Source organism: Microbacterium sp. (genome assembly GCF_035687345.1).
Lineage (GTDB): Bacteria > Actinomycetota > Actinomycetes > Actinomycetales > Microbacteriaceae > Microbacterium.
Genome location: NZ_DASRXZ010000046.1, coordinates 12,374 through 37,419, shown reverse-complemented (window position 1 = coordinate 37,419; position 25,046 = coordinate 12,374). Strand labels below are relative to the sequence as shown.

At 70.5% G+C, this 25,046-nt stretch carries 25 protein-coding genes; 4 read left to right on the top strand and 21 right to left on the bottom strand.

Features of this window, described 5'->3' with window-relative positions:
- Positions 1 to 6: 6 nt before the first annotated feature.
- A complete protein-coding gene (locus tag VFF97_RS05545; protein WP_325032487.1) occupies positions 7 to 987 on the bottom strand; it encodes a 1,4-dihydroxy-2-naphthoate polyprenyltransferase in 981 nt (326 codons plus the stop codon).
- Positions 988 to 1,050: 63 nt separating this feature from the next.
- On the opposite strand from VFF97_RS05545, the gene VFF97_RS05540 reads away from it, so the two are divergent.
- Positions 1,051 to 1,431: a VOC family protein gene (locus VFF97_RS05540; protein WP_325032486.1), complete on the top strand. Its 381-nt coding sequence runs from the start codon at positions 1,051 to 1,053 to the stop codon at positions 1,429 to 1,431.
- 12 nt (positions 1,432 to 1,443) lie between these two features.
- Here VFF97_RS05540 and VFF97_RS05535 read toward each other — a convergent pair whose 3' ends face one another.
- From VFF97_RS05535 to VFF97_RS05475, 13 genes are all read right to left on the bottom strand, one after another.
- On the bottom strand, positions 1,444 to 1,812 hold the full coding sequence (locus VFF97_RS05535; protein WP_325032485.1) for a RidA family protein: 369 nt from the start codon (positions 1,810 to 1,812) through the stop codon (positions 1,444 to 1,446).
- Positions 1,809 to 2,240 carry a RidA family protein gene (locus VFF97_RS05530; RefSeq protein ID WP_325032484.1) on the bottom strand — a complete coding sequence of 144 codons (432 nt, stop codon included), beginning with the start codon at positions 2,238 to 2,240 and terminating at the stop codon, positions 1,809 to 1,811. Before VFF97_RS05530 ends, VFF97_RS05535 begins: the two co-directional genes overlap by 4 nt.
- A gap of 16 nt (positions 2,241 to 2,256) precedes the next feature.
- Positions 2,257 to 2,661: a RidA family protein gene (locus VFF97_RS05525; protein ID WP_325032483.1), complete on the bottom strand. Its 405-nt coding sequence runs from the start codon at positions 2,659 to 2,661 to the stop codon at positions 2,257 to 2,259.
- A gap of 44 nt (positions 2,662 to 2,705) precedes the next feature.
- Complete coding sequence (locus tag VFF97_RS05520; RefSeq protein WP_325032482.1) at positions 2,706 to 3,413, bottom strand: ABC transporter ATP-binding protein; 708 nt, start codon at positions 3,411 to 3,413, stop codon at positions 2,706 to 2,708.
- Entirely contained in the window at positions 3,414 to 4,208 is a 795-nt protein-coding gene (locus VFF97_RS05515; RefSeq protein ID WP_325032481.1) for an ABC transporter ATP-binding protein, read from the bottom strand.
- A complete protein-coding gene (locus VFF97_RS05510; protein WP_325032480.1) occupies positions 4,205 to 5,488 on the bottom strand; it encodes an ABC transporter substrate-binding protein in 1,284 nt (427 codons plus the stop codon). The genes VFF97_RS05515 and VFF97_RS05510 overlap by 4 nt, the downstream gene beginning before the upstream one ends.
- Before the next feature lie 12 nt (positions 5,489 to 5,500).
- The gene (locus VFF97_RS05505; protein ID WP_325032479.1) at positions 5,501 to 6,475 is read right to left on the bottom strand and encodes a branched-chain amino acid ABC transporter permease; all 975 of its coding nucleotides are present in this window, start codon (positions 6,473 to 6,475) and stop codon (positions 5,501 to 5,503) included.
- Positions 6,472 to 7,326, bottom strand: a complete 855-nt coding sequence (locus tag VFF97_RS05500) for a branched-chain amino acid ABC transporter permease (RefSeq protein WP_325032478.1) — start codon at positions 7,324 to 7,326, stop codon at positions 6,472 to 6,474. Before VFF97_RS05500 ends, VFF97_RS05505 begins: the two co-directional genes overlap by 4 nt.
- 97 nt (positions 7,327 to 7,423) lie before the next feature.
- Positions 7,424 to 8,011, bottom strand: coding sequence for a TetR/AcrR family transcriptional regulator (locus VFF97_RS05495; protein ID WP_325032477.1), 588 nt, complete (start codon positions 8,009 to 8,011; stop codon positions 7,424 to 7,426).
- Positions 8,012 to 8,101: 90 nt separating this feature from the next.
- The gene (locus VFF97_RS05490) at positions 8,102 to 9,256 is read right to left on the bottom strand and encodes an AMP-binding protein (protein ID WP_325032476.1); all 1,155 of its coding nucleotides are present in this window, start codon (positions 9,254 to 9,256) and stop codon (positions 8,102 to 8,104) included.
- A gap of 7 nt (positions 9,257 to 9,263) precedes the next feature.
- A complete protein-coding gene (locus VFF97_RS05485) occupies positions 9,264 to 10,184 on the bottom strand; it encodes a 1,4-dihydroxy-2-naphthoyl-CoA synthase (protein ID WP_325032475.1) in 921 nt (306 codons plus the stop codon).
- A gap of 9 nt (positions 10,185 to 10,193) precedes the next feature.
- A complete protein-coding gene (locus tag VFF97_RS05480) occupies positions 10,194 to 11,141 on the bottom strand; it encodes a permease prefix domain 1-containing protein (protein ID WP_325032523.1) in 948 nt (315 codons plus the stop codon).
- 18 nt (positions 11,142 to 11,159) lie between these two features.
- The gene (locus tag VFF97_RS05475) at positions 11,160 to 11,501 is read right to left on the bottom strand and encodes a PadR family transcriptional regulator (RefSeq protein ID WP_325032474.1); all 342 of its coding nucleotides are present in this window, start codon (positions 11,499 to 11,501) and stop codon (positions 11,160 to 11,162) included.
- Between the two features lie 79 nt (positions 11,502 to 11,580).
- On the opposite strand from VFF97_RS05475, the gene VFF97_RS05470 reads away from it, so the two are divergent.
- Complete coding sequence (locus tag VFF97_RS05470; protein ID WP_325032473.1) at positions 11,581 to 12,576, top strand: o-succinylbenzoate synthase; 996 nt, start codon at positions 11,581 to 11,583, stop codon at positions 12,574 to 12,576.
- Between the two features lie 10 nt (positions 12,577 to 12,586).
- Here the strand turns inward: VFF97_RS05470 and VFF97_RS05465 are convergent, their stop codons facing one another.
- On the bottom strand, positions 12,587 to 13,234 hold the full coding sequence (locus tag VFF97_RS05465) for a helix-turn-helix domain-containing protein (protein WP_325032472.1): 648 nt from the start codon (positions 13,232 to 13,234) through the stop codon (positions 12,587 to 12,589).
- A gap of 128 nt (positions 13,235 to 13,362) precedes the next feature.
- On the opposite strand from VFF97_RS05465, the gene VFF97_RS05460 reads away from it, so the two are divergent.
- Together VFF97_RS05460 and VFF97_RS05455 are read left to right on the top strand one after the other, a co-directional pair.
- Positions 13,363 to 16,206: an MMPL family transporter gene (locus VFF97_RS05460; protein WP_325032471.1), complete on the top strand. Its 2,844-nt coding sequence runs from the start codon at positions 13,363 to 13,365 to the stop codon at positions 16,204 to 16,206.
- On the top strand, positions 16,203 to 18,218 hold the full coding sequence (locus VFF97_RS05455; RefSeq protein ID WP_325032470.1) for a YhgE/Pip family protein: 2,016 nt from the start codon (positions 16,203 to 16,205) through the stop codon (positions 18,216 to 18,218). Before VFF97_RS05460 ends, VFF97_RS05455 begins: the two co-directional genes overlap by 4 nt.
- Positions 18,219 to 18,349: 131 nt before the next feature.
- On the opposite strand, the gene VFF97_RS05450 is transcribed toward VFF97_RS05455, so the two are convergent.
- The 6 genes from VFF97_RS05450 to guaB all read right to left on the bottom strand — a co-directional run bounded on the left by VFF97_RS05450 (position 18,350) and on the right by guaB (position 24,702).
- A complete protein-coding gene (locus VFF97_RS05450; protein ID WP_325032522.1) occupies positions 18,350 to 19,126 on the bottom strand; it encodes an SURF1 family protein in 777 nt (258 codons plus the stop codon).
- Between the two features lie 71 nt (positions 19,127 to 19,197).
- Positions 19,198 to 20,316, bottom strand: a complete 1,119-nt coding sequence (locus VFF97_RS05445; protein ID WP_325032521.1) for a GuaB3 family IMP dehydrogenase-related protein — start codon at positions 20,314 to 20,316, stop codon at positions 19,198 to 19,200.
- 83 nt (positions 20,317 to 20,399) lie between these two features.
- Positions 20,400 to 22,088: an ABC-F family ATP-binding cassette domain-containing protein gene (locus VFF97_RS05440; RefSeq protein ID WP_325032469.1), complete on the bottom strand. Its 1,689-nt coding sequence runs from the start codon at positions 22,086 to 22,088 to the stop codon at positions 20,400 to 20,402.
- Positions 22,089 to 22,209: 121 nt separating this feature from the next.
- Positions 22,210 to 22,488, bottom strand: a complete 279-nt coding sequence (locus VFF97_RS05435; RefSeq protein ID WP_325032468.1) for a DUF2277 domain-containing protein — start codon at positions 22,486 to 22,488, stop codon at positions 22,210 to 22,212.
- Positions 22,489 to 22,536: 48 nt separating this feature from the next.
- Positions 22,537 to 23,163, bottom strand: a complete 627-nt coding sequence (locus tag VFF97_RS05430) for a TMEM175 family protein (protein ID WP_325032467.1) — start codon at positions 23,161 to 23,163, stop codon at positions 22,537 to 22,539.
- Positions 23,164 to 23,199: 36 nt separating this feature from the next.
- Positions 23,200 to 24,702 carry an IMP dehydrogenase gene (gene guaB, locus VFF97_RS05425; protein WP_325032466.1) on the bottom strand — a complete coding sequence of 501 codons (1,503 nt, stop codon included), beginning with the start codon at positions 24,700 to 24,702 and terminating at the stop codon, positions 23,200 to 23,202.
- Between the last annotated feature and the right edge of the window lie 344 nt (positions 24,703 to 25,046).

Sequence of the window (25,046 nt, the reverse complement as noted above, 5' to 3'; positions counted from 1 at the left end):
GACGCGCTATCCGACGAACGCCCACAGCAGGAACCCGCCGTACGCGAGCGACGTGAGCGACGTGAGTCCGAGCGCCACGACGAGCTCCCGCGGCTGACGGTAGGTCCACACGATGAGGATCGCGGGCAGGGCCGCGAGCAGCGCGAGCATCGACAGCCACGCGATGACGTAGAACACCGCGAGCCAGGCGGCGATGAGGAACGGCACGAGCACGAAGATCGTGAACAGCACCTGCGTCGCGCGGCGACCGATGAGCACGGTGAGGGTGCGCTTGCCGGCGGCGCGGTCCTGCTCGATGTCGCGGAGGTTGTTCGCGAGCAGCACGGCACACGCGAGGAGGCCCGCGGCGACGCCGCCGAACCATGCCTCCTGCGGAATGGACTGCACCTGCACCCAGGTCGTGCCGACGGTCGCGACGAGCCCGAAGAACACGAACACGAAGAGCTCGCCCAAGCCGTAGTAACCGTACGGACGCTTGCCGCCCGTGTAGAACCACGCAGCGAGGATCGCTGCGACGCCCACGGCGATGAGCCACCACTGCTGCGTGCGGATCGTGATCGCGAGGCCCGCGAGTGCGGCGATCCCGAAGAAGACGAGCGCGGCGGTGAGCACCGTGCGCGGCTTCGCCTTGCGGCTGGCGGTGAGGCGGGCCGGACCGACGCGGTGGTCGTCGGTGCCGCGGACGCCGTCGCTGTAGTCGTTCGCGTAGTTGACGCCGATCTGCAGGCTGACCGAGACCGCGAGACACGCGAGTGCGAGCACCCAGTGGAAGGCGCGATCGACGAGGAGCGCGGCGCCCGTGCCGATCAGGATCGGCGTCACGGCGAGCGGGAGCGTGCGCAGCCGCGCGGCACCCACCCAGTCGCGGAAGGAGGCAGGTTCGACGCGTCGCGGATCGCGCGGCGCGTGCGCCTTCTGAGGATTCCCGCGGGGCGGCTGCTTCTTCGGGCCGGGGCGCTTGCGGTGCTTGCTCTTGGTACCTGCCACGAATCCACATCCTAGTGAGCGCACGACCTGGCACTTGTCCCACGCCCGCCGGAGAATGGCCCCATGCTCGAAATCGGAACGACCGTGCTCACCGTCGAGGACATCGCCCGCGCGGGCGCCTTCTGGCGCGCGGCCCTCGGATACGTCAACCGCCGCGAGCCGAGCGACGACTGGGTCATCCTCGACCCGCCCGAGGGCCGCCACGGCCGGGCGTCGATCGCGCTGTCGAAGACCGGCTACCCGCAGCACTATCCGCCGCGCCTGCACCTCGACCTGTACGCATCCGACCAGCAGGCCGAACTCGAGCGACTGCGCTCGCTCGGCGCGCGCGACGTCGACTGGGACGGATACCCTCCCGGCGCCGACTACGTCGTGATGGAGGACACCGAGGGCAACCGGTTCTGCGTCGTCGAGGCGCCGGAGTGGTTCTCGGGCGAGGAGTGATGCGCGACGGCGTCAGCCGGCCGCGGTCACATCGAGCTGCACACGTGCTCCGGGTGTCGGCAGGTTGTCGACCTGCACGACCGTGAACGCCGGGCGCCACTGCGTTCCGAACCGCTCCGCCAGCACGTCGCGCACAACCCCGAGCTCGCTGATGTCGGTGACGTAGACGAGCGTCTTCGCGACGTTCTCCCACGACAGCCCCCGAGCCGCGAGCACCGCCCGGAGCCGGTCGGCCGCAAGCTCGGCTTGCGCGCGCACATCCAGTGGCGGCGGGGAACCGGCGGATGCCTCGGGGCGGATGCCCGAAAGGAACACGAGCCCCGCAGGACCCCCGACGACGACGGCGGGCGCGTGCCCCGCGATGGTCGACTGCTCGATCACGACTCCTCCTCCATAGGCCGCACGGCCACCACTTCGAGCTCCAGGCGAGCACCCGGCGCGCTGAGCGCGTTGATGCCCACGACCACCGTGGACGGCGCCGCACCGTGCTGCGCGAGGTGCGCGGTGACCGCCTCCTGGACGATGTCGTGATCGCGCAGGTCCGTGAGGAACTGCGCGACTTTCACGACATCGCGCCAGCCGAGCCCGTTGAACTCGAGAACCTCGTCGAACGTCGCGAGCACGCGGCGGGTCTGTTCGCGGATGTCGTCCGGCAGCACGCACTCCTCGTCGACGTGCGGGTGGTGGTGGTACAGCGGGATCGCCGTCGCACCCGACATCCAGAAGAACGTCTCGTCGCCGCCCGTCGCGACGGCGGCGGGGAAGGGCGCGGCATCCGTCTCGGGCACTCTCACCTGCGTGGGTGTCATGTCTTCACTCCTTCCTTCACGCGGTGGTGCGCACCGCGATGACATCCAGCTCGAACCGCGCGCCCGGACGACCGAGCGCGTTCACCCCGATGAGGGTGTTCGCCGGCTTCCAGCCCGAGTCGCCCGTGAACTCCGCCATCGTGATGTGCACGTCGACGGTGTCGCGCATGTCGGTGAGGAACTCGTAGACATGGACGACGTCGTCCCAGGTCAGGCCGTGAGCCGCGAGCGCCTCGGTGTGCCGCCCCATGACGAACCTCACCTGCTCGCGGATCTCGTCCGGCAGTTCTGTCTCGTCGTCGGGCTGGATCGCCCCCGACAGGAAGACGTACTCCGAGCCGGGGTGCACCTTGATCGCCGGTGCGTACGGCAGCCAGTCGGCCTTGCTCTCGTCGAGCTCGATCAACTCCATCCGTGGCATCGCCACCCTCCTCCTTCTGATGCGTGGTTCGTCGCCGGCCCGGGTCACAGCCCCAGGTGGCGGTGGATCGGCGCCGGGTCGGCGATCAGGTCGGCTCGTGAGCCGGTCCAGACGATCGACCCGTGCTCGCCGAGGATCAGGACGCGATCGCTCAGCGACATCGCGAAGTCGACGTTCTGCTCGGCGACGAGCACCGAGAGTCCCGTCGCGCGAAGCTCCTGGAGCCGTTCGCCGATCACGCGCAGCACCGCCGGGGCGAGTCCCTCGGACGGCTCGTCCATGAGCAGGAGCTTCGGTCCCGACATCAGCGCGCGACCGATCGCGAGCATCTGCTGCTCGCCGCCCGAGAGCGTGCGCGCGACGGCGCGCTCACGCTCCTCGAGGCGTGGGAACAGGTCGAAGACACGCTCGACCGTCCACGCCTCGCGATCCCGCGGGCGCGGGACGATCGAGAGGTTCTCGCGCACAGTCAGGCTCCCGAACACCTGGCGCCCCTGCGGTACGAGGCTGCTTCCCGCCTCGGCGACGCGGTGCGGCGGCGTCTGCAGCAGCTCGACGCCGTCCAGCACGACGCTGCCGGAGAAGACGACCGGCGGTGAGAGTCGGCTGATCGCACGCAGCAACGTCGTCTTGCCCATGCCGTTGCGGCCCATGAGCGCGACGGATTCGCCGTCGGCGACCTCGAGGTCGACACCGTTGAGCACGCGGGCCGTGCGGTAGCCCGCGTGCAGGTCGCGAACCGTCAGCACCACTCAGTCCCGCCTTCCGAGGTAGACGGCCTGAACGGCCGGATTGGCGCGGATCTCGTCGGGAGTGCCGTACGCGAGGGGCACGCCGTTGTCCATGCACAGCACCGTGTCCGAGAGTTCGAGAGCGAGCGTCATGTCGTGCTCGATGAGCACGACGCTCGTCTCGCGCGGGATCGTCTCCAGCAGACCCCGCAGCATGAGCCGCTCCGAAGCGGAGAGACCCGCGGCCGGCTCATCCAGCAGCAGGAGCCGGGGCATCCGCACCAGCGCGACGGCGATCTCGAGCTGCCGCTGCTCTCCGTGCGAAAGCTCGTGCACCGGGTCGTCCAGTCGCGAGCCGAGCCCGACCCGCTCGAGCACCGCGACGGATTCCTCGCCGAATCGCGCCCGCGGGCCGACGCGTCCCCACACGCTGCGGGCGCGCGCCGTGCCGACCTGCGCGGCGATGCACACGTTCTCGAAGACGCTCAGCTGCTCGAAGAGGTTCGACACCTGGAACGTGCGCGCGATGCCGCGGCGAGCCCTGGCACGTTCGCTCACGCGCGTGACGTCTTCGCCGAAGAGGTACACGCGCCCGGCCGTCGGCCGGTACTCACCGGCGATGAGCCGGAAGAGCGTCGTCTTCCCCGCGCCGTTCGGGCCGATCACGGCGAGCCGGCCACCTGGCGGCAGCTCGAGCGTGACGCCGTTGACGGCGGTCAGCCCGCCGAAGCGCTTGGCGACGCCGTCCAGCCTCAGGTCGGGCTCTCCGCCGGCGACGGGCGCCGGCGGAGAGCCGTCGGTCGAGACATCCGTCATTGACCTGTCCGTGTGGTCGAGAACGGCGGGCTCGCGAGGAACTCCTCGGGGTCGAACGTCCAGAACTGACTCACGTCGGGGAACTCTCCGATCTCGACGTTCCACAGCTTGCCGTCGTCGCGCGCGACGACGTCCCGGACGAGCACGGGCGCGACGAGGTTGTTGTAGTCGTCGAAGCTGACCTTGCCCCACGGGCTGTCGGACAGATCGGCGGACTTGATCGCGGCGACCAGCTCTTCGCCGGTGACCTTCTCATCGAGTCCGGCGAGGGTGGCGGCGAGCATCTGCGCCGTCGCGTAGGCGCCGAAGGCGTAGACCGACGGGATGATGCCGTACTTCGCCTCGAAGGCCTCGACGAAGTCGGCGACCTGCGGTGCACCCTCGGCGTAGTAGGCCACCGACTTGATGCCGAGCGCGATGTCTCCGACGTCTTCGAGGATCGCCTGGTCGAGCGTGCAGCAGTTCGCCAGGACGGGGGTCTTCTCGAGCAGCCCGAAGTCGGCCGCCGATCGCAGGAAGTTCGAGCTGTCGGTGCCTCCCGCCGTGCCCGCGAAGATCACGTCCACGTCCGCGTTCACGAGTTGCGTGACGTACGTGCTCAGGTCGGTCGCGTCGCCCGGGTACCAGAGCTGCAAGGGCACCGTGCCGCCCGCGTCGACGAACGCGCTCACGAATCCGCCGCAGCTCTCCCAGCCGAACGCGTAGTCCACGCAAAGGGTCGCGGCCGTGCGATATCCCTCGTCGTATGCCCACTGGCCGCCGGGGAATGTCGTCTGGCTGCCCGCGAGAGCTCCCGTGCGGAGCACGAGCGGACTGAACTCGCGCTGCGTGATGTCGTCGGCCGACGACTGCGCCAGGTTGACGACGCCTTCCTGGTCGAGGTAGTCGGCGACCGCGAGCGCCTGGTTCGCGAGAACCGGCCCCACGACGGCATCGACCTTCTCCTCCGTCACGAGGCGCGTGGCCTTCGCGAGGGCCGTGTCGGGGCTGCTCGCGTCGTCCTCGAGCACCGTCTCGACGGTGAACACGCCCACGGTGTCGCCGTTCTGCTCCCAATAAAGCTCCCAACCCTGCTTGAGGTCGGTGCCGATCGCCGAGACGAAGCCGGTCATGGGCGCGAGCACGCCGACTTTGAAGACCTCTCCTCCCGTCGATGCGTCGCCGCCGCCGCCGTCGTCGGACAGCGAGCTCGACGGGGCGCATCCGGCGACCACGAGCCCGGCCACCGCGACCGTGGTCGCGAGGGCGAATCGCAATCCTCGCCGTTGAGTTGATCGCATTGCCTTGCCTCCTCAGTATTCCGGTGTGGGACGCGCCGGCGCAGACGGCCGGCGACGCTGAAGCATTTCGCGGAGTCGTCGGACGCCGCCGCTCTCCTTGACGATCACGACGACGATGAACAGGACGCCCAGGACGGTCGGCCACCGGTCGACGTACGTGCTGAGCACCTGCTGGATGAGCACCACGACGGTCGCGCCGATGAGCGGCCCGAACGTGCGGCCCACGCCGCCCAGCACGACCATGACGAGCGCGAGGGCGGATGCCTGGAAGCTCGACGACGCGGGACTGACGAACTCGTTCTGCCACACGAGGAGCACCCCGGCGACGCCGGCGAGCAGGCCCGAGAGCACCATCGCCGCGAACTTGTACGCGGGCACGCTGTAGCCGAGACTGCGCATGCGCGTCTGGCTGTCGCGGATGCCGCGCAACGTCAGGCCGAACGGCGACGCGGACAGGCCGCGCAACGCCAGGGTCGCGATCACGAACACCGCGAGCACGAAGAAGTAGTACTGCCAGTACTCCGACAGCAGCTCCGGGCGACGGATGCCGGTCAGCCCGTTGTCGCCACCGGTGACCGACGACCAGCGATACGCCATCCCGAAGCAGATCATCCCCGCGGCCAGCGTCACCATGAGGAAGAAGACACCCGACGTCCGCATCGAGATCAGGCCGTAGATCACGCTCGCGATGAGCGTGAGCAGCAGCGCCATGCCCAGCTGAGCAGCGAGGCCCATCCCCTGCCGCGACGACCATGCGAGGCCGTACCCGGCCGCCGCCGCGATGCCCGCGTGCCCGAGCGAGTAGAGTCCCGCATCGCCCGCCAGCATGTTGACGCTGGACGCGAGGAGGGCGGATGCGAGCACCAGCGTCGCGATCGTGACGTAGTAGCTCGTCGCGACATACGGCAGGACGATCGCGGCGATGAGCAGCACGCCCACGACGACGAGCGTCGTCAACTGTCGTCGGGTGAGGTGCACGCGGTTCATGCGGGCCGTCCAAGGAGTCCATACGGGCGGAAGACGAGCACGAGCGCCATGGGCGCGAAGACCGTGAAGTACGAGAACTCCGGCAGCCACACCTTCGCGAAGGCGTCGACGAGCCCGATGAACGCGGCGCCGATGGCCGCGCCGGGGATGCTGCCGAGACCCCCGATGATGACGACCACCATCGCGAACAGGAGGATCTCGGTTCCCGACGACGGGTTGAGGCTCAGCAGACCTGAGCCGATCGCTCCGGCGATCCCGGCGAGGGCCGCCCCGAACACGAAGACCCCCGTGAAGACGCGGTCGACGTTGATCCCCACCGAAACCGTCATCTCGCGATTGTCGACACCGGCGCGCACGATCGCCCCGATACGCGTGTAGCGCTGGAGCAGGAACATGCCGACGCCGATCACCAGCGTGACGCCGATGATGAAGAGCCGATACCAGGGATACGCGAAGTCGCCGACGACGAGCGCTCCCCGCGGTGCGCCCGACAATCCGACCGACTTCGGGTCGCCGCCGAAGATCGCCAGAACGAGATCGGCGATGACGAAGAGCACACCGACGGTGACGAGGACTTCGGGCATCTCGCGGTTGCGGACACGTCGCAGCAGGCCGCGTTCGACGGCGAAGCCGACGACGGCCGCGGCGAGCGCGCCCGCCAGCAGCCCGAACCAGAAGTTGGCGGTCAGTGCGACCGTCGTGAGCGCCACGTACGCGCCCACGATATAGAAACCGCCGTGGGCGAGGTTCGAGATGCGCATGAGCCCGAACACGAGCGTGAACCCGCTGGCGACGAGGAACAGGAGCGCGCCGAAGCTCAACCCGTTGAGGGTCTGCTGCAAGAAGAACATCGCGTCCATGCGCTCCGCCCGTGTGCGCGGCCGGTGCGACCCGTTCGCGCTTCATCACCGTTGATTTCTACATTTGTAGAAATAAATCGCGATGGTGTCAAGCGAGACGCGACAGTACGGAGTCCAGAAGCTCCAGCTGCACCTCCGGTCGGGTGACGCCGGGCTCGAGCATCGGAAGAACCCGCATGCCGGTCGTCACGAAGAAGAGCGCGTCGATGATGGTGCGATCCGGCAGGCCGCTCGTGATGAGACCCTCTCGACGCGCCGTCTCGAGCTCGTCCTCGATCCACTTGCGCCAGATCGCGAACGCATCGGCGTGGATCTTCATGAGCGGCTTGCTCGACGCCGCCCGGTCCCAGAACGCCACGGCGACGCGCGACTCGACCTGTCGCTCCGCGTCCAGCGGCAGCATTTCGAGGCACAGCGCGCGGATCGCCTCGATGCCCGTGCGATCTCCGATCGTGTGCGCCGCGCGTTCGTTGATCCGATAGAAGGTGTGCTGGAAGGCGGCTGCGAGCAGATCGTCCTTGCTCGTGAAGTAGTACTTCAGCGCACCGTTGGCGTATCCCGCCTCCGCGGCGATCTCACGCATCGTTGCCGCTTCGAATCCCCCTCGCGCGATGAGGCGCCACGCGGCCTCGACGATCTCCTTTCGTCGTTGATCGTGGTCGACGCGTTTGGGCACACCGCTCCTGTCAGCTGAGGATTCGCTCCATTTTCTACCATCGGAGACAATCGCCGTCGAGCGCGGGCGACCCGAGCGTGTCGCGTCGCGTCAGTGCAGCGCCGCGACCGCGCGACGGATGGCCTCGCGGTCGGGCTTGCCCGAGGGCAGCATCGCGAGCTCGTCGACGAGCACGAGCCGAGACGGCCGCGCGTGCGGACCGATCTCGGCCTCGACCGCCGCCCGCGCCGCCTCGAGCTGGACGGATTCGCTGCGGCGCAGCGCCTCCCCCCGCGATGCGACGACGACGGATGCCTCACCCCACGTGGCATCCGGAACCCCCACGACCACAGCGGAGGCAAGACCGGGCACCGACCGCACGATCCGTTCGACGCGATCCAGGGAGATGTTGATGCCGCCCGACACGATGACGTTGTCGAGGCGCCCGCGCACGCGGAGTACGCCGTCCTCGATGAGCCCCGCGTCGCCCGTGCGGTACCACCGCACGCCGTTCGCGTCGCGCAGGAACACCGCGTCGGTCATCTCGGCGTCGCCGAAGTAGCCGTCGGCGAGCGTCGGGCCCGAGAGGCGTACTTCGCCGTCGACGATCGCGATGCCGACGCCGTCGAGCGGGCGGCCGTCGTAGACGCATCCGCCGCTCGTCTCGGTCGAGCCGTACGTGCGCGCGATGCGCGCGCCGGCGGCCTGTGCGCGCTCGAGGGTCGCCGGCGGAAGCGCCTGCCCGCCCACGAGGATGCGCTCGAACGACCGGAGCGCGGCGAGCACCGCGCGGTCTTCGTCGGCGGCATCGAGGAGCTTCGTGAGCTGCGCGGGCACAAGGGACGTGTACGTCGGAATGCGCTCTCCGCGCTCGGTCGACGCCATCGTCGCGGCCGCCGCGGCGAACGCCTGCGGCGTGAACGTGCCCGCGAGGAGCGCCGGCTCGCGCCCCGCCACGATCGAGCGGACGAGCACCTGCAACCCGGCGACATAAGCGGCCGGGAGCGCGAGCAGCCACGCACCCTGGCCGATGCGCTCGAAGGTCGCGAGCGCGCTCGCCGTGAGGGCGTCGCGACTGAGGATGACGCTCTTGGGGATGCCCGTCGATCCCGAGGTCGTGACGACGACGGCGGTGCCCGCACGCACCTGACCGGGCGCGTCGTGCACGAGCCCCAGGCCCATGGCGGGGCCGGCGCCGTGCAGGGCTGCGCGCAGACCCCGCAGGATCTCGCGCGGGTCGTCGCCGACGACGGGTTCGAGTCTCATCGCGGCATCAGAAGTACCACGGATAGGGCGACCAGTCGGGCTCGCGCTTCTCGAGGAACGCGTCGCGACCCTCGACGGCCTCGTCGGTGCCGTAGGCGAGGCGCGTCGTCTCGCCCGCGAACACCTGCTGACCGACGAGGCCGTCGTCGACGGCGTTGAACGCGAACTTGAGCATGCGGATCGCGGTCGGCGATTTCGTGAGGATCGTGCGGGCCGTCGCGACCGCCTCGCGCTCGAGGTCGGCGTGGGGCACGACGCGGTTGACGGCGCCCATCTCGTACGCGCGCTGCGCCGAGTACTCCTCGGCGAGGAAGAACACCTCGCGAGCGAGCTTCTGCCCGATCTGCCGCGCGAAGTACGCGGACCCGTAGCCCGCGTCGAACGAGCCGACGTCGGCATCCGTCTGCTTGAACCGCCCGTGCTCGGCGGATGCGATCGACAGGTCGCACACCACGTGCAGCGAGTGCCCGCCGCCCGCCGCCCACCCCGGGATCACCGCTATGACGACCTTCGGCATGAAACGGATGAGACGCTGCACCTCGAGGATGTGCAGGCGGCCGGCACGCGCGGCCGTCTCGACTCGCTGCGCCGGCTCGACGACCGAATCGTCGGACTCCGAGTACTTGTAGCCGTCGCGGCCGCGGATGCGCTGGTCTCCGCCCGAGCAGAACGCCCATCCTCCGTCTTTCGGACTCGGGCCGTTGCCCGTCAGCAGGACCACCCCGATGCGCGGGTCCTGCCGCGCGATGTCGAGGGCCCGGTAGAGTTCGTCGACCGTGTGCGGGCGGAACGCGTTGCGCACCTCAGGTCGGTCGAACGCGATGCGGGCGATGCGTCCGTCGGTCGAGACATGGGCGGTGATGTCGGTGTAGTCGTCGGCGCCCGGGGCGACGACCCACTCGGCCGCGTCGAACAAGTCGGAGACCATGCCGCCAGCCTAGTTCCGGCCGCGGGCCGCCTTGATCACGCCGTCCGCGGTGCTCCAGATCGCAATGCCCGCGATCACGAAGCCGACGATGACCGACAGGACGCCGTGCACCTCCGCGCCGCTGTCGCCGGCCACGGTGGGCCAGAACTCGGGGTTGATGAGCCGGCCCTCGAAGAGCAGCCAGATGGCGGGCAAGGCGACCGCGGCGTTGAGGATGCCGTTGAAGACGGCCAGGGCGTACGTCCACCCGCGCGCCGCGTAGACCGCGACGGCCAGCAGCGCCTCGAGCCCCATGATCACGAACAGGCCCGTGATCCACCACGGCCACAGGCCGTCGTCGAGGAACGACAGACCGGGGTGCAGCGGGGCCAGCCCGATGAAGTGGTCCCACAGGACGACGCCGACGGTGATCGCGAGGAACACGAGGCTGCCGATGAGATCGCCCAGACCGGCACCCCGGGGGCGCGGCTCGGGGAGCTGGTCGGGACTCCACGTCGCCGTGTTCATCGGCGCATGGCCGGAGCGCTCGAGCACGACGAACACGAGGGTGGTCCAGAACGCGATGTGCACGATGACCTGGAAGAGGACGGCCACGGTCGAGCCGATGACCTCGCCGATGGTCGCGCCCGAAAGGGTCTGGCCGAGGGCGACGCCGAATGCGGCGCACACGGGCACGATCGCGAGCAGAAGCTTGAGCAGTCGCCACCAGTCGAGGAAGTAGCGCGGGCCGACGAGCCACAGCGGTCGGTCGGTGTAGCCGGCGGCGAGAACCTCGGGGTCGCCGAGCTCGGTGAGCACGGCGTACTCGGCGGCCTCGCGAGGCTCGCCGGCTTCGACGCGCGCGTCGATCTGGTCTTCGATCGAGGCGCGCAGCTCGGCGGACAGGTCGGCGCGCTGCCGCTCGGGCAAGGTGCGCATCGCCGCGTCGATGTAGCGGTCGGTGAGGGAAGCGGTCATGGTCACGTCGGTCTCCGATCAGTCGGTGCCCGCGGCGGGCAAAGCGTCGATCGCCGCGGCGATCGCGCGGAAGTCTTCGGTCAGGACGGCGGCGAGCCGGGACCCGGCTGGGCTCGTCCGGTAGAACTTGCGAGGTCGGGCCTCGTCGGTGTTCCACTCGCTGGTCAGATGCCCCTGCTTCTCGAGGCGCCGCAGGAGCGGGTACAGCGTGTTGGCGTCGGTGTCGAATCCCCGAGCCTGCAGATCTTCGAGCAGGCCGTAGCCGTAGCCGGGCTGCTCGAGGAGTCGCAGACAGGCGAGGACGACCGTGCCGCGGCGCAGCTCCTGCAGGTGCGTCTCGAGGGCCTCCGATTCGCTCATGCATCACACTGTACTGTGTGACACACACTATCGTCAAGGGCACATTGTTCTGCCGCGCCACATCCCAGAGGATGGACTCGTGACCGCGCTCCCCTCCCTCGACGACCTCCTCGCGACCGCCCGCGTCGTCGCCCTTCCGCTCGCGACGAGGTTCCGCGGCATCGACGTGCGCGAGGCGCTCCTTCTCGACGGCCCGGAGGGGTGGACCGAGTTCTCGCCGTTCACCGAGTACGACGACCGCGAGGCCTCGGCGTGGCTCGCCGCGGCGATCGACTACGGCTGGAATCCGCAGCCCACCCCGGTGCGCGACGAGGTGCCCGTGAACGCCACGGTGCCGGCCGTCGACGCGGCATCCGTCCCCGACGTCCTGGCCAGATTCGACGGATGCCGCACCGCCAAGGTCAAGGTCGCGCAGGCGGGCCAGCGGCTCGCCGACGACGTCGCGCGCGTGCGCGCCGTCCGCGAGGCGATGGGCCCGGAAGGACGCGTGCGCATCGACGCGAACGCGGCCTGGAACGTCGACGAGGCGGAGCACGCCGTGCGGTCGATGGAGGAATTCGACCTCGAATACGTCGAGCAGCCGTGCGCCACCGTCGAAGAGCTCGCCGAGCTGCGGCGCCGCATCGCGCGGCTGGACATCCCGATCGCCGCCGACGAGAGCGTGCGCAAGGCCGAAGACCCCCTCGCCGTCGCGCGCGCGGGAGCCGCGGACCTTCTCGTCGTGAAGGCGCAGCCGCTGGGCGGCGTGCGGCGCGCGCTCGAGATCGTCGCCGAAGCGGGGCTTCCCGCCGTCGTCTCCAGTGCACTCGACACCTCGGTCGGGCTCGCGATGGGCACGGCCCTCGCCGCCGCGCTGCCCGAGCTGCCCTACGACTGCGGGCTCGGCACCGCGTCCCTGCTCGCAGCCGACGTGGCATCCCCGTCGTCGCGACCGGAGCGCGGTGTGCTGCCGGTCGGTCGCGTGACACCCGACCCGGCGATGCTCGACGAGTTCGCGGCATCCGCCGATCGCCGATCCTGGTGGATCGACCGGCTCGCCCGCTGTCACGAGGTGCTCGCCGAGTCCGCGCGGTGACGCCCCCGGGTCAGACCTCGATGAGCAGCTGCGCGACGCGCGCGAGCTCCTCGTTCGTGCGGCGGCACATCTCCGCGTAGTCGAGGCCCGCCATCGCCGCGCGCACCGACGCACCCTCCCAGACGGTGAGCATGAGTCGCGCGACCTGATCGGAGGGCAGCCGGAACCGGACTGTCTTCGTGCGGCCGATGTCGTCGATGATGCGCGCGATCGCGCGGCGCATCTCCTCGTCCTGCGCGAGGTACGCGGCGGCGAGCTCGCGGTTGCGCAGCGCGTGGATGCGGATCTCGCTCATGAGCAGGATGCTGAGCCGATCGTCAGCCGACACGTCGAGCACGTCCTGCACGATCGCGAACGCGTTGGCGGGGAGATCCGCGAAGGCTCCCTCTCGATCGAGCTCGGCGATGCGCCGACGGACTGCCTCCACCCGGTCGAGCGCGACCTCGCCGGCGAGCTCGAGGAAGAGCTGGTCCTTGGTCTCGAAGTTGGAGTAGAAGGCACCGCGCGTGAAGCCGGCGCGATCGCAGATGGCCTCGACGGATGCCGCGTCCAGCCCCACCTCGGCGAAGACCTGCGCCGCCGCATCGAGCAGTCGCCGGCGGGTCGTCTCGCGCCGACGGGTGGTCGTGGCGCCGCCCGCGACTCGGGTGTCGGTCATGCGGCCTCCTCTCGACCATGTTCACACGAACTTCCCGGGTTACGGGGCGTTGTTCGTCCTACGATACACTCGTGTATCCGATACAGCGCTGTATCCATGCATCCTGATCGATTCGCACGGAGGCGCTCTTGTCCACCCTTCTGTACGCCCTCGGGCGCTGGTCGTACCGTCGCCCGTGGCGCGTCCTCGTCTCGTGGGTGGTCCTGCTTCTCATCGCAGGCGGCGCGGCCCTCCTGTTCATGAAGGGCACCGACAACACCTTCACGATCCCCGGCACCGAGGCGCAGGAGGGCATCGAGCTGCTCGACCGCACCTTCCCGCAGGCGAGTGGCACCAGCGCCCAGCTCGTGCTGGTGACCGCCGACGGCGCTCACGTGTCCGACGAGCCGTACGCGTCGGCCATCGCGGATGCGGTCGATGAGCTCGCCGACCTCGACGGTGTGCTCGCGGTCACCGACCCGTTCGACGAGATGGTCTCGGGCATGGTGTCCGACGACGGCGAAGCGGCGATCGTCCGGCTTCAGTTCGACGGTCAGACGACCGACGTGCCCGCCGAGACGAAGACCGCGCTGCAGGACGTCGCCGCAGACTTGCGAGCCGAGCTGCCCGACGGCTCGCGCGTGGCCATGGGCGGCGACCTCTTCTCGATCTCCGTTCCGACCCTGTCGATCACCGAGGCCGTCGGCGTGCTCATCGCTCTCTTCGTCCTCATCGTGACGTTCCGGTCGTTCGCGGTCGCCTGGTTCCCGCTGGTGAGCGCCCTCATCGGCGTCGGGCTCGCGATCGCGCTCATCTATGTGTCGACCGCGTTCGCCTCGATCTCGTCGACCACCCCCATGCTCGCGATCATGCTGGGGCTCGCGGTCGGCATCGACTACGCCCTGTTCATCGTCGCCCGGCACCAGGACCAGGTGCGCGCGGGCGTCGAACCCGAGGAGTCGGCCGCCCGGGCGACCGGCACCGCCGGCTCCGCCGTGGTGTTCGCGGGCGTCACGGTGCTCATCGCGCTCATCGGTCTCGCCTTCGCGAACATCCCGTTCCTGACGACGATGGGCATCGCCGCCGCAGTGGCGGTCGCGATCGCCGTCGCCGTCGCCGTGACCCTGACACCGGCCCTCCTCGGCTTCGCGAAGGGGCGCGTCGCGGGGTGGGGGCACCGAGCGCTGAGGGCCGGGTTCGGGCCGAGGCGGGGGTCGACGACGCTTCGACAGGCTCAGCGACCGGAGACGGAGGTCACCGAGCTCGGCCCCGACCCGGCCACCGAGCGACCGCGGGGATTCGCCGCGAAGCGCCCGAACCGGTGGGTGATGCTCGTGACGAGGCATCCGCTGGTCACCACCATCGCCGTCGTCGTCGGCCTCGGCGTACTCGCCGTGCCCGCCTCGAGCCTCGCGCTCGCGCTGCCGAACGCCGGCGTTCAGCCGCCCTCGAGCCAAGCCCGCCAGGCCTACGATCTGACGGCCGAGCACTTCGGCCCGGGCTCGAACGGCCCGCTCATCATGACCGGCACGATCGTCACCTCGACCGACCCGCTCGGGCTCATGGACGACCTGGCCGCCGAGGTCGAGAAGGTCGACGGCGTCAAGGAGGTCGCGCTCGCGACCCCGAACGAGACCGCCGACACGGGCCTCATCCAGATCGTGCCCGAGACCGCGCCGGACGACCCCGCGACGGCGCAGCTCGTGCGCGATCTGCGCGCGCTCGCCGTCGAGCTGGAAGACGAATACGGCGTCGAGCTGAAGGTCACCGGATTCACCGCCGTCGGCATCGACATCTCAGACCGACTGGGCGCCGCACTGCTGCCCTTCGGCCTGTTCGTCGTCGGCCTCTCGCTGATTCTGCTCATGGTCGTGTTCCGCTCGATCTGGGTGCCGATCAAGGCGGCGCTCGGCTACCTGCTCTCGGTCGTCGCCGCGTTCGGCGTCGTCGCCGCGGTCTTCGAGTGGGGCTGGGGCGCGGACCTCCTGCACGTCACGCGCACCGGGCCGGTCATCTCGTTCATGCCGATCATCCTCATGGGCGTGCTGTTCGGCCTCGCGATGGACTACGAGGTGTTCCTCGTGTCGCGCATGCGCGAGGACTACGTGCACGCGTCGCGCGCCCGCCGCGGGCGGGCCGACCGCGCGACCGCGATCGGCGCGGTGCGGTCCGGATTCACGGCGTCGGCCCGCGTCGTCACCGCCGCGGCGGTCATCATGTTCGCCGTGTTCGCGGCCTTCGTGCCCGAAGGCGACTCGTCGATCAAGCCGATCGCACTCGGACTCGCGGTCGGCATCGCGGTCGACGCGTTCCTCGTGCGCATGACCCTCGTCCCGGCGGTCATGACGCTCCTCGGCGACAAGGCATGGTGGATGCCGCGCCGGCTCGACCGCATGCTCCCCCACTTCGACATCGAGGGCGAGGCCGTCGAGCGCGAGCTTTCGCTCGCCGACTGGCCCGAGCCGAACACGACGGCCGCGGTCGTCGCCGAGGACCTCGGCGTGAGCGCCGACGACATCGCGATCTTCCGCGGCGTCGCCCTCCGCGTCGAGCCCGGCGAGTCGCTCATCGTCACCTCGTCCGACGCCCGCGCGAGCACGGCTCTGCTCCTCACGATCGCGGGCCGCCTCAATCCGACCGAGGGGCGCCTCCGCGTCGCGGGCCACCTGCTGCCCGGTCGCGCCCCGTGGGTGCGCGCGCACGTGGGCGTCGCATCGCTCGCCGGCGCAGACGACCCCGTGGCCGAACTGCGCGACGCCGTCCGCGGCGGCACGCGCCTCGTCGTGATCGACGGCGCCGACGCGATCGCCCCCGGACCCGAGCGCGACCGCGCGGCCGCCGTGCTGCGTGACGCCGCTCCGGTGACCGTCGTGGTCGCGGCATCCGACCCCGCCGCGGCCCAATCGCTTCTCGCCGAGGCCCGCCGTCCGAATGCGGACGTCCTCGACCTCGACCGCTCGTCTTCCGCTCTGAACCCCGAGGTGACCGCATGAACCTCCCCATCGAGCGCGCGCGTGCGCGCCGACCTGTGACGTGGCTGACGCTCATCGGCGTGCTGCTGCTGCCCGTCGTGATCGGCGGCGTGCTCGTCGCCGCGCTGTACAACCCGGCCGAGCGCCTCGACGCGATGTCGGCCGCGATCGTGAACGAGGACGACCCGGTGACGATCGACGGCCAGATCGTGCCGCTCGGTCGGCAGCTCACCGCCGGGCTCGTGGAGGGCTCGGACGAGATCGACAGCAACCTCTCGTGGACGATCTCCAACGCGGATGACGCGGCCGACGGCCTCGCCGACGGCACGTACGCCGCGGTCGTGACGATCCCGTCGAACTTCTCCGCGGCGGCGACCTCCACACAGCCGGGCGAGACGCCCGAGCGCGCGACGATCGAGGTCGAGACCGCTCCCGACTCGCTCATCGTCGACGACGCCATCACGGCGCAGGTGACGCAGGCGGCGGCCTCGCTCATGGGCCAGGAGCTGTCGGCGGTCTACCTCGAGAACGTCTTCCTCGGGTTCACGACCCTCGGCGACGAGCTCGGAAGCGCCGCCCAAGGCGCGCGGGAGCTCGCCGACGGCGCGGGCGAGGCGGCCTCCGGCGCCCGGTCTCTCGCCGACGGATTCCCGCAGCTCGCGAGCGGCGCCGACGACCTTCAGACCGGTGCCGGCCAGCTGCAGTCCGGCCTGTCGACGATCGCCGGCAAGACGCGCGAGGCCGCGTCGGGCGCCTCCCAGCTCGCTGCCGGGGTGAACCAGGGCGCCGCCGACCTCGAGGCGAAGGGCATCGTTCCGCAGCAGCTGCTCGACTATGCGGCCGCGTCGAGGAGCGGAGCAGCGGATGCCGCGGCCGCGCTCGGCGGCGCCGCGCAGTCGCTCGCCCCCGCCGCCCAGACGCTCGGGGCGCTCGCCCAGCAATGCGACCCGGCGGTCAGCGGCGCGGCCTTCTGCGCGGACCTCGCCACGGCGGCGGCGACGGTCGGGAGCACCGCAGCGGAGACGGGGACCGCCGCGGCGACCGCGGTGACGACCGCCACCGACGCGGCGGCGACCTCGATCGGGCTCGAGGCGTTCGCCGATCAGGCACCGGCCGAGCTCGCGACGGAGTTCCGCACGATCGGCTCGAACGTCGCGAGCCTCGCGGGCGGCCTCTCGCAGCTCGCCGGCGGCATCGACCAGTCGGCGTCAGGGGCTGCGCAGCTCGCAGGCGGTGCCGGGCAGCTCGCCGAGGGCACGAGGCAGGCGGGCGACGGTGCGACCTCGCTCGCGGACGGCATCGCACAGCTGTCGGACGGCACCGTCCAGCTCGCGGACGGGCTGGCCACGGCATCCGATTCGCTCCCCTCGTACACCGACTCCGAGGCGACGAGCCTCGCCGACGTCGTCGCGGCCCCGGTCGAGGCGGAGGGCGTGGGCACCTCGCTGTTCGGCGCTTCGGCGGTCCCGCTGCTCGCGACGCTCGCGCTTTGGTTCGGCGGACTCGGCACGTTCGTCGCGCTGCAGGCGGTCACGCGGCGCACGCTCACGTCGCGCGCGCCGTCCGCGCTGCTCGCGCTGCGCACGTTCGCGCCGGCCGCGGGGCTCGGCGCCCTGCAGGGTCTGCTCGTCGCGGGCGTCGTGCAGCTCGCCGCGTCGTACGACCTCGCGGAATGGTCGATCTTCGCCGCGATCTGCGTCGCCGCAGGTGTCGCGTTCGCCGCCGTGAACCAGGCGCTCGTCGCGGTGTTCGGCGGCGCGGGCCGCTGGATCGCCGCGCTCGTGGGCGTGCTCGCCGTGGCGACGGGCATCGTGTCGACGGTGCCGGGGGTGCTTTCGAGCCTCGCCGGCGTGCTGCCGACCGCGCCGGCCTACAACGCGATGCTCGGCGCGCTGACCGAGGCCTCGGGCGTCGGGGCGGGCCTCGCGGGACTCGCGATCTGGTCGCTGCTCGCGTTCGCCGCGACCCTGCTCGCGGTATCGCGGCGCCGGTCGGTGTCGGCCAAGGCGCTGCTCGCGGCGACGCCGGCATAACCGTCTCGCGGGGGCGCTTCGTCTCGCTGCGCTCGCTCAGCGTCCGGGCGAAGGAGTCGCCCGCCCCATCCCCACGGTCGCTGAGCCATCCCACGGTCGCTGAGCCTGTCGAAGCGTCGCCGCGCGCAGCACTACTCCGCCTCGCCCTCGCCCTCTTCGAACTCCTCGAGCTCGCGCTCCCACGCATCGCGCGCGAGTCGGTACCAGAGGTAGAAGGCGAAGCCCGCGAACACCGCCCACTCGACGGCGTAGAAGATGTTGAGCCAGTTGAGGTCCGAGCCGTCCTCGGGCGCCGGCGACGAGATGTCGACGAGCCCGCCCTGCGCGATCTCGGCCGCGAGGTACGGGCGGTAGACGTCGAGCCCCTCGGTGTCGTGCCACCGCGACAGGAGCGCCGCCGGCGACATCCGCGTCATCGTCTGCGGGTCGGCGCCGCGCGGCGGCGGGGCGGGGCCCTCGTCGGAGATGAGCCGGCCGGTGACCGCGAACGGATTCGTGAAGGGGGCCGCGGCCTCCGCCTCGAGCTCCTCGATCGCCGCCCGCGCGTCGGCTTCGGTCACCGCCCACCCGATCGCGACGGCGACCGAGGTCGGGGTCTCGGCGTCGGCGATGCGGAGCTGGCCGGTGACCCAGTAGCCCTCCTCGCCGTCGTTGAAGCGCGACGAGACCACGATGAAGTCGCCGGGCACCCATGTTCCGGTCGCGGTCACGCGCTGCCCGACGAGCGGCCCCGCGAGGTACTCCCCCGGCGCCACGACGTCGGCGATCGGGCGCACCTCTTCGGTGGACCCGGGCGGGGCGGGCGTCGTGTCGATCGCGCGGCCGAGCTGCCACTGGCCGAGCCACGCGAAGACGCCCGCGACCACGAGGCACAGGCCGAGGAGCGCGAGCCACCGCGGCCGCAGCATGACCTCGCGGAGTGTGGGCGGGAAGACCTCCGGCTCGGCGTCGCCTGCCGTCACCGGTCCGGCGGGATCGGTCATCCGGCGCCGTAGGGCGCGACGACGACCTCGACGCGCTGGAACTCCTTCAGGTCGGAGTAGCCCGTCGTCGCCATCGACTTCTTGAGCGCCCCGACGAGGTTCGCGGTGCCGTCCGCGACGGGCGCGGGTCCGTACAGGAGCGCCTCGAGATCGGTGACCTGCTTCACCTTGACGCGGTGGCCGCGCGGCAGCTTCGCGTGGTGCGCCTCCGGGCCCCAGTGATAGCCGCGGCCGGGGGCATCCGTCGCACGCGCGAGCGCCACGCCGAGCATGACGGCGTCGGCACCCATCGCGAGCGCCTTCACGATGTCGCCCGACGTGCCCACGCCGCCGTCGGCGATGACGTGCACGTAGCGCCCGCCCGACTCGTCGAGGTAGTCGCGGCGCGCGCCCGCGACATCCGACACCGCCGTCGCCATGGGCGCGTGGATGCCGAGCGTCGCACGCGTCGTCGACGCCGCGCCGCCGCCGAACCCGACGAGCACGCCCGCGGCTCCCGTCCGCATGAGGTGCAGCGCGGCGGTGTACGTCGCCGCGCCGCCCACGATGACCGGGACGTCGAGGTCGTAGATGAACTTCTTCAGGTTGAGCGGCTGGTCGACGCTCGAGACGTGCTCCGCCGATACGGTCGTGCCGCGGATGACGAAGAGGTCGACACCCGCCGCGACCACGGTCTCGTACAGCTCCTGCGTGCGCTGCGGCGTCAGGGCGCCGGCGACGGTGACGCCGCCCGCGCGGATCTCGGCCAGACGGTCGCGCACGAGCTCGGGCTTGATCGGCTCGGAGTAGAGCTGCTGCATCCGCCTCGTCGCGTCACCGTCGTTCAGCGACGCGATCTCGGCGAGGAGCGGCTCAGGGTCGTCGTATCGCGTCCACAGACCCTCGAGGTCGAGGACTCCGAGGCCTCCGAGCTTGCCGAGCTTGATCGCTGTCGCGGGACTCACGACGGAGTCCATGGGGGCGCCGAGCACAGGGATGTCGAACTGGAAGGCGTCGATCGACCAGGCCGTCGACACGTCTTCGGGGTTGCGCGTGCGGCGCGACGGCACGACCGCGATGTCATCGAACGTGTAGGCCCGCCGGGCGCGCTTCGCGCGGCCCAGCTCCATGTCCATGCTCACCTGTCCAGACTACCGGGCGGGTTCGAGGGCTCAGGAGGGGCGATCAGACGGATGCCGCACCCGCGGTCACGCGATCGTCAGCGCGCCCGTGCGACGCGTCCTTCGTCCCACACGGGCTCGTCGGACTCGAAGACGCGGCCGTCCTCCCCGAACACGAGGAATCGGTCGAACGACTTCGCAAGCCATCGGTCGTGGGTCACGGCGAGGACCGTCCCCTCGAAGCGAGCGAGCGCGTCCTGCAGCGCCTCGGCCGACACGAGGTCGAGGTTGTCGGTCGGCTCGTCCAGGAGGAGGAGCGTGGCGCCCGAGAGCTCGAGGAGCAGGATCTGGAACCGCGCCTGCTGCCCGCCCGAGAGGCTGTCGAAGGTCTGGAGCGCCTGCGCGACGAGTCCGTAGCGGTCCAGCGCCGAGCTCGCGGCGTCGCGCTGCATGCCGGGCCGGGCGTCTTCGCCGCGGTGCAGGATGTCGAGCAGCGTGCGCGCCGCGAACTCCGGATGCCGGTGCGTCTGCGCGAACCAGCCGGGCACGACACGCGCCCCGAGGATCGCTCGCCCCGTGTGCGGCACGGGATCGAGCGTCTCGCCGACCGACGTCACATGACCGAGCCGCGCGTCGGGATCCGTGCCACCCCGCGCGAGCAGGCGGAGGAAGTGCGACTTGCCCGATCCGTTCGAGCCGAGCACCGCGACGCGGTCGCCGAACCACACCTCGAGGTCGAAGGGCTTCATGAGACCGGTGAGCTCGAGCTGCTCGGCGACGACCGCGCGGCGTCCCGTGCGCGCGCCGCGCAGGCGCACGTCGAGACTCTGCTCCTTCGGACGCTCGAGCGGCGGGCCGGCCTCCTCGAACATCCGCAGCCGCGTCTGCGCGGCACGGTACCGCGACGCGAAGCCGTCATTGGCCGCCGCCTTGACTTTGAGGTCGGCCACGAGTGCCTTGAGCTTCGCGTGCTGCTCGTCCCACCGCCGACGCAGCTCGTCGAGGCGCGCCATGCGCTCCTCGCGCGCCCGATGGTAGGTCGCGAAGCTTCCGCCGTGCACCCACGCCGTGCTCCCCGCGCCGCCCACTTCGAGCGTCACGATGCGGTCGGCCGCACGCGCGAGAAGCTCGCGGTCGTGCGAAACGAGCAGGACCGTCTTGTTCGTCTCGCGCAGGCGTTCCTCGAGCCACCGCTTGCCCGGCACGTCGAGGTAGTTGTCGGGCTCATCGAGCAGCAGCACCTGATCGGGCCCGCGCAGCAGGGCCTCGAGCGCGAGACGCTTCTGCTCGCCGCCCGACAGCGTGGTCAGCTCGCGGAACCGCGCGCGCGTGAAAGGCACGCCGAGCGCCGCGACCGTGCACGTGTCCCACACCGTCTCGTACTCGTAGCCGCCCGCCTCGGCGTACTCGGCGAGCGCCGCCGCGTAGCGCATCTGCGTGTCGAGGTCGTCGCGCTCGATGATCGCCGCTTCTGAGTCCTCGAGCTCGCGTGCGGCGCGTCGCACGCGCCCGGGCGCGACCGCGATGAGCAGGTCGTGCACGGTCTCGCCGGGCTTGCCGTGCCCGATGAACTGGTCCATCACGCCCAGGCCGCCGTCGATCGAGACTGTCCCCGACAGCGGAGGCAGCTCGCCGCGGATGATCCGCAGCAGCGTCGTCTTGCCGGCGCCGTTCTGCCCGATGAGCGCCGTCGTCGAGCCCTCGCCGACGCGGAACGACACGTCGTCGAGGAGCGGCCGGCCGTCCGGGAGCGCGAACGAGACGGAGGCGATGTCGATGTAGCCCACGATGATCCCTGTCTGCTCCGCGCGCGGCTCGATCGCCGGGTGAGGAGCCGATCAGACTACCTCAGCGCGCTTCGTCTCGCTTCGCTCGCTCAGTGTCCGGGGTGCCGACGGATGCCGCGGCTCACGCCGCCGCGTAGCGACCGGACTTCACCGCGCGCTCGCGCGCCTTCTGCGCCTCGACCTCGCGGTTCTTGGGCGGGGCCGTCGTGACGAGGTCGTCGAGGAGGTGCTGGGTGATGTGCGCGATCTCGTGGACGGCGCGGTCGAACGCCTCCTGGTTCGCCTTGGAGGGCTTCGTCGTCCCGGCGATCTTGCGCACGTACTGCAGCGCCGCCGCGTGGACCTCTTCGGGCGTCGCGGCGGGCTCGAAGTTGTGGAGCGTGTGGATGTTGCGGCACATGGCCCCGACGATACGCCGGGGCGCGGCATCCGGAACCCCCTGATCGGCCTAATAGGTCGACTTGCCTCGCAGGATGCGTGTGAAGACCCCGTCGAAGAAGAAGAGGGCGAACGCCACCGAGCCGACCCACGGGGCGAGCACGACGACGAGAGCGCCGATGATGAGGGCGCTGAGCGCCCCACGGCCGAGAGACCGCGCCTCGGTCACGCTCAGGTCGGGGAGCATGACCTCGTGATGCCGGACGGCCCAGATCCACTGCAGCCAGCCGAAGAGGATCGAGAAGAAGAACGCGAGCGGCATCGCGATGCGTCCGGCGAGGAACTCCGAGTACTCCGTCGTGAGGTTCGTCGCGAACGGCACGAGCACGATGAACAGCAGCCTGGCGCTGTTGAGCCACACGAGGACCGAGTCGACGCGGGCGATGTGCTCGAACTGCTGCACGTGCACCATCCACAGAAGGCACAGCAGCACGAAGCTCAGCGCGAAGTTGCCGAACAGGGGCCACATCTGCCCGAGCGCGGCCCACATCTCGGTGTCGGAGTCGATCTCGCCGAGCGAGTACGTCGTGAGGTCGAGCACGAGCAGGGTCGCCGCGATGGCGAAGACCCCGTCGGTGAATGCCTCGAGCCGCGTCGCGCCCTGCGTTGCGGCGGGGTGTCGGCGCTGCCTGATCATGCGGATCAGGGTACCGGCGGATGCCCCGCCGATGCGTCACTTCTTGTAGTTCGGCGCCTCGACCACGATCTGGACGTCGTGCGGGTGCGACTCCTTGAGTCCCGCCGCCGTGATCCGCACGAACTTGCCCTTGGCCTTGAGCTCCTCGATCGTGCGCGCACCGACGTAGAACATCGACTGACGCAGGCCGCCCACGAGCTGGTACGCGACCGCCGACACCGGACCGCGGTACGCGACCTGGCCCTCGATGCCCTCCGGGATGAGCTTGTCGTCGGTGGGGACGTCGGCCTGGAAGTAGCGGTCCTTCGAGTAGGACGTCTTCTTGCCGCGCGTCTGCAGGGCTCCGAGCGAGCCCATGCCGCGGTACTGCTTGAACTGCTTGCCGCCTTGGAACACGATCTCGCCGGGAGCCTCGTCGGTGCCGGCGAACAGCGACCCGATCATGACGGTGTCGGCGCCCGCGACGAGAGCCTTCGCGATGTCGCCCGAGTACTGGAGACCACCGTCGGCGATGACCGGGATGCCGGCCTCCCGTGTGGCCTGGAACGCCTCCCAGATCGCGGTCACCTGCGGGACGCCGACGCCGGCGACGACGCGGGTCGTGCAGATCGAGCCCGGACCGACGCCGACCTTGACGGCATCCGCTCCCGCCTCGACGAGCGCCTGCGCGCCCTCGCGCGTGGCGACGTTGCCGCCGATGACGTCGATGTGGTCGAACGACGAGTCCGCCTTGATGCGCTTGATCATCTCGATCACGCCGGCCGACTGGCCGTTCGCGGTGTCGACGACGAGGACGTCGACACCCGCATCGCGGAGGGCCTCGGCGCGCTGCCACGCATCGCCGAAGAAGCCGATCGCCGCGCCGACACGGAGGCGGCCCTGCTCGTCTTTGGTGGCGAGAGGGTACTTCTCGCTCTTGTCGAAGTCCTTGATGGTGATGAGGCCGGCGAGCTTGCCGTCGTCGTCGATGAGCGGCAGCTTCTCGACGCGGTGCTGCGCGAACAGCGCGATGACCTCGTTCGCGCCGATGCCGACGCGACCGGTGACCAGCCCCTCGCTGGTCATGACATCGCGCACCTTCGTCGTCTGGCGCTCGAAGCCCGACACGAAGCGCATGTCGCGGTTGGTGATGATGCCGAGCAGGCGCCCTTCCTCGTCGACGACAGGGAGACCCGAGATGCGGTACTTCGCGCACAGCGCGTCGACCTCGTCGATCGTGGCATCCGGCGTGGTCGTGATCGGGTCGGTGATCATGCCCGACTCGCTGCGCTTGACGCGGTCGACCATCGCCGCCTGCTCCTCGATCGAGGCGTTTCGGTGCAGGATGCCGAGTCCGCCCTCGCGTGCGACCGCGATCGCCATGCGCGCCTCGGTCACCGTGTCCATCGCGGCCGACAGCAGCGGCGTCGCCACCGTGATGCGGCGCGTCACGCGCGAGGAGGTGTCGGCCTCGCTCGGGATCACGTCGGTGTGCCCGGGAAGGAGGAGGACGTCATCGTAGGTGAGTCCGACGAAACCGAACGGGTCGTTGTGCTCCATGGATTCTCCTGCGCACTTTGCGGATGCATCGGGCGCGGTGCTCGAAAGTGGACGGCGGCGGCCGGTGCGCGGAGGCGCTCCGTACCTGATTCTAAGCGGGGCGCCTGGGAAAAGATTCCCCGCCGGCTGAGTCCGCCGAAAGGCGCAGAATGACGGATGCTCCACCCGCCGACGTTCCGATTCGGTCACGTCGCACGGATGTGATTGGGCGAAACAGACTCGACACATTACTCTCGTACCGTCGTTCATCACGGCCGATGCGACCCGGACCTTCGGTGCGCGGTGCCGACATGGGAGGTTCTGTTGGGTCCTACGACTGAGACCGCTCTGCGCGGTCCTCGCGC

Excerpts from the sequence above, each read along its gene's own strand:
- VFF97_RS05540 (WP_325032486.1), top strand. The coding sequence starts at position 1,051 with ATGCTCGAAATCGGAACGACCGTGCTCACCGTCGAGGACATCGCCCGC.
- VFF97_RS05530 (WP_325032484.1), bottom strand. The coding sequence starts at position 2,240 with ATGACACCCACGCAGGTGAGAGTGCCCGAGACGGATGCCGCGCCCTTC.
- VFF97_RS05525 (WP_325032483.1), bottom strand. The coding sequence starts at position 2,661 with ATGCCACGGATGGAGTTGATCGAGCTCGACGAGAGCAAGGCCGACTGG.
- VFF97_RS05515 (WP_325032481.1), bottom strand. The coding sequence starts at position 4,208 with ATGACGGATGTCTCGACCGACGGCTCTCCGCCGGCGCCCGTCGCCGGC.
- VFF97_RS05510 (WP_325032480.1), bottom strand. The coding sequence starts at position 5,488 with ATGCGATCAACTCAACGGCGAGGATTGCGATTCGCCCTCGCGACCACG.
- VFF97_RS05505 (WP_325032479.1), bottom strand. The coding sequence starts at position 6,475 with ATGAACCGCGTGCACCTCACCCGACGACAGTTGACGACGCTCGTCGTC.
- VFF97_RS05500 (WP_325032478.1), bottom strand. The coding sequence starts at position 7,326 with ATGTTCTTCTTGCAGCAGACCCTCAACGGGTTGAGCTTCGGCGCGCTC.
- VFF97_RS05490 (WP_325032476.1), bottom strand. The coding sequence starts at position 9,256 with ATGAGACTCGAACCCGTCGTCGGCGACGACCCGCGCGAGATCCTGCGG.
- VFF97_RS05485 (WP_325032475.1), bottom strand. The coding sequence starts at position 10,184 with ATGGTCTCCGACTTGTTCGACGCGGCCGAGTGGGTCGTCGCCCCGGGC.
- VFF97_RS05480 (WP_325032523.1), bottom strand. The coding sequence starts at position 11,141 with ATGACCGCTTCCCTCACCGACCGCTACATCGACGCGGCGATGCGCACC.
- VFF97_RS05475 (WP_325032474.1), bottom strand. The coding sequence starts at position 11,501 with ATGAGCGAATCGGAGGCCCTCGAGACGCACCTGCAGGAGCTGCGCCGC.
- VFF97_RS05465 (WP_325032472.1), bottom strand. The coding sequence starts at position 13,234 with ATGACCGACACCCGAGTCGCGGGCGGCGCCACGACCACCCGTCGGCGC.
- VFF97_RS05455 (WP_325032470.1), top strand. The coding sequence starts at position 16,203 with ATGAACCTCCCCATCGAGCGCGCGCGTGCGCGCCGACCTGTGACGTGG.
- VFF97_RS05450 (WP_325032522.1), bottom strand. The coding sequence starts at position 19,126 with ATGCTGCGGCCGCGGTGGCTCGCGCTCCTCGGCCTGTGCCTCGTGGTC.
- VFF97_RS05445 (WP_325032521.1), bottom strand. The coding sequence starts at position 20,316 with ATGGACATGGAGCTGGGCCGCGCGAAGCGCGCCCGGCGGGCCTACACG.
- VFF97_RS05435 (WP_325032468.1), bottom strand. The coding sequence starts at position 22,488 with ATGTGCCGCAACATCCACACGCTCCACAACTTCGAGCCCGCCGCGACG.
- VFF97_RS05430 (WP_325032467.1), bottom strand. The coding sequence starts at position 23,163 with ATGATCAGGCAGCGCCGACACCCCGCCGCAACGCAGGGCGCGACGCGG.
- guaB (WP_325032466.1), bottom strand. The coding sequence starts at position 24,702 with ATGGAGCACAACGACCCGTTCGGTTTCGTCGGACTCACCTACGATGAC.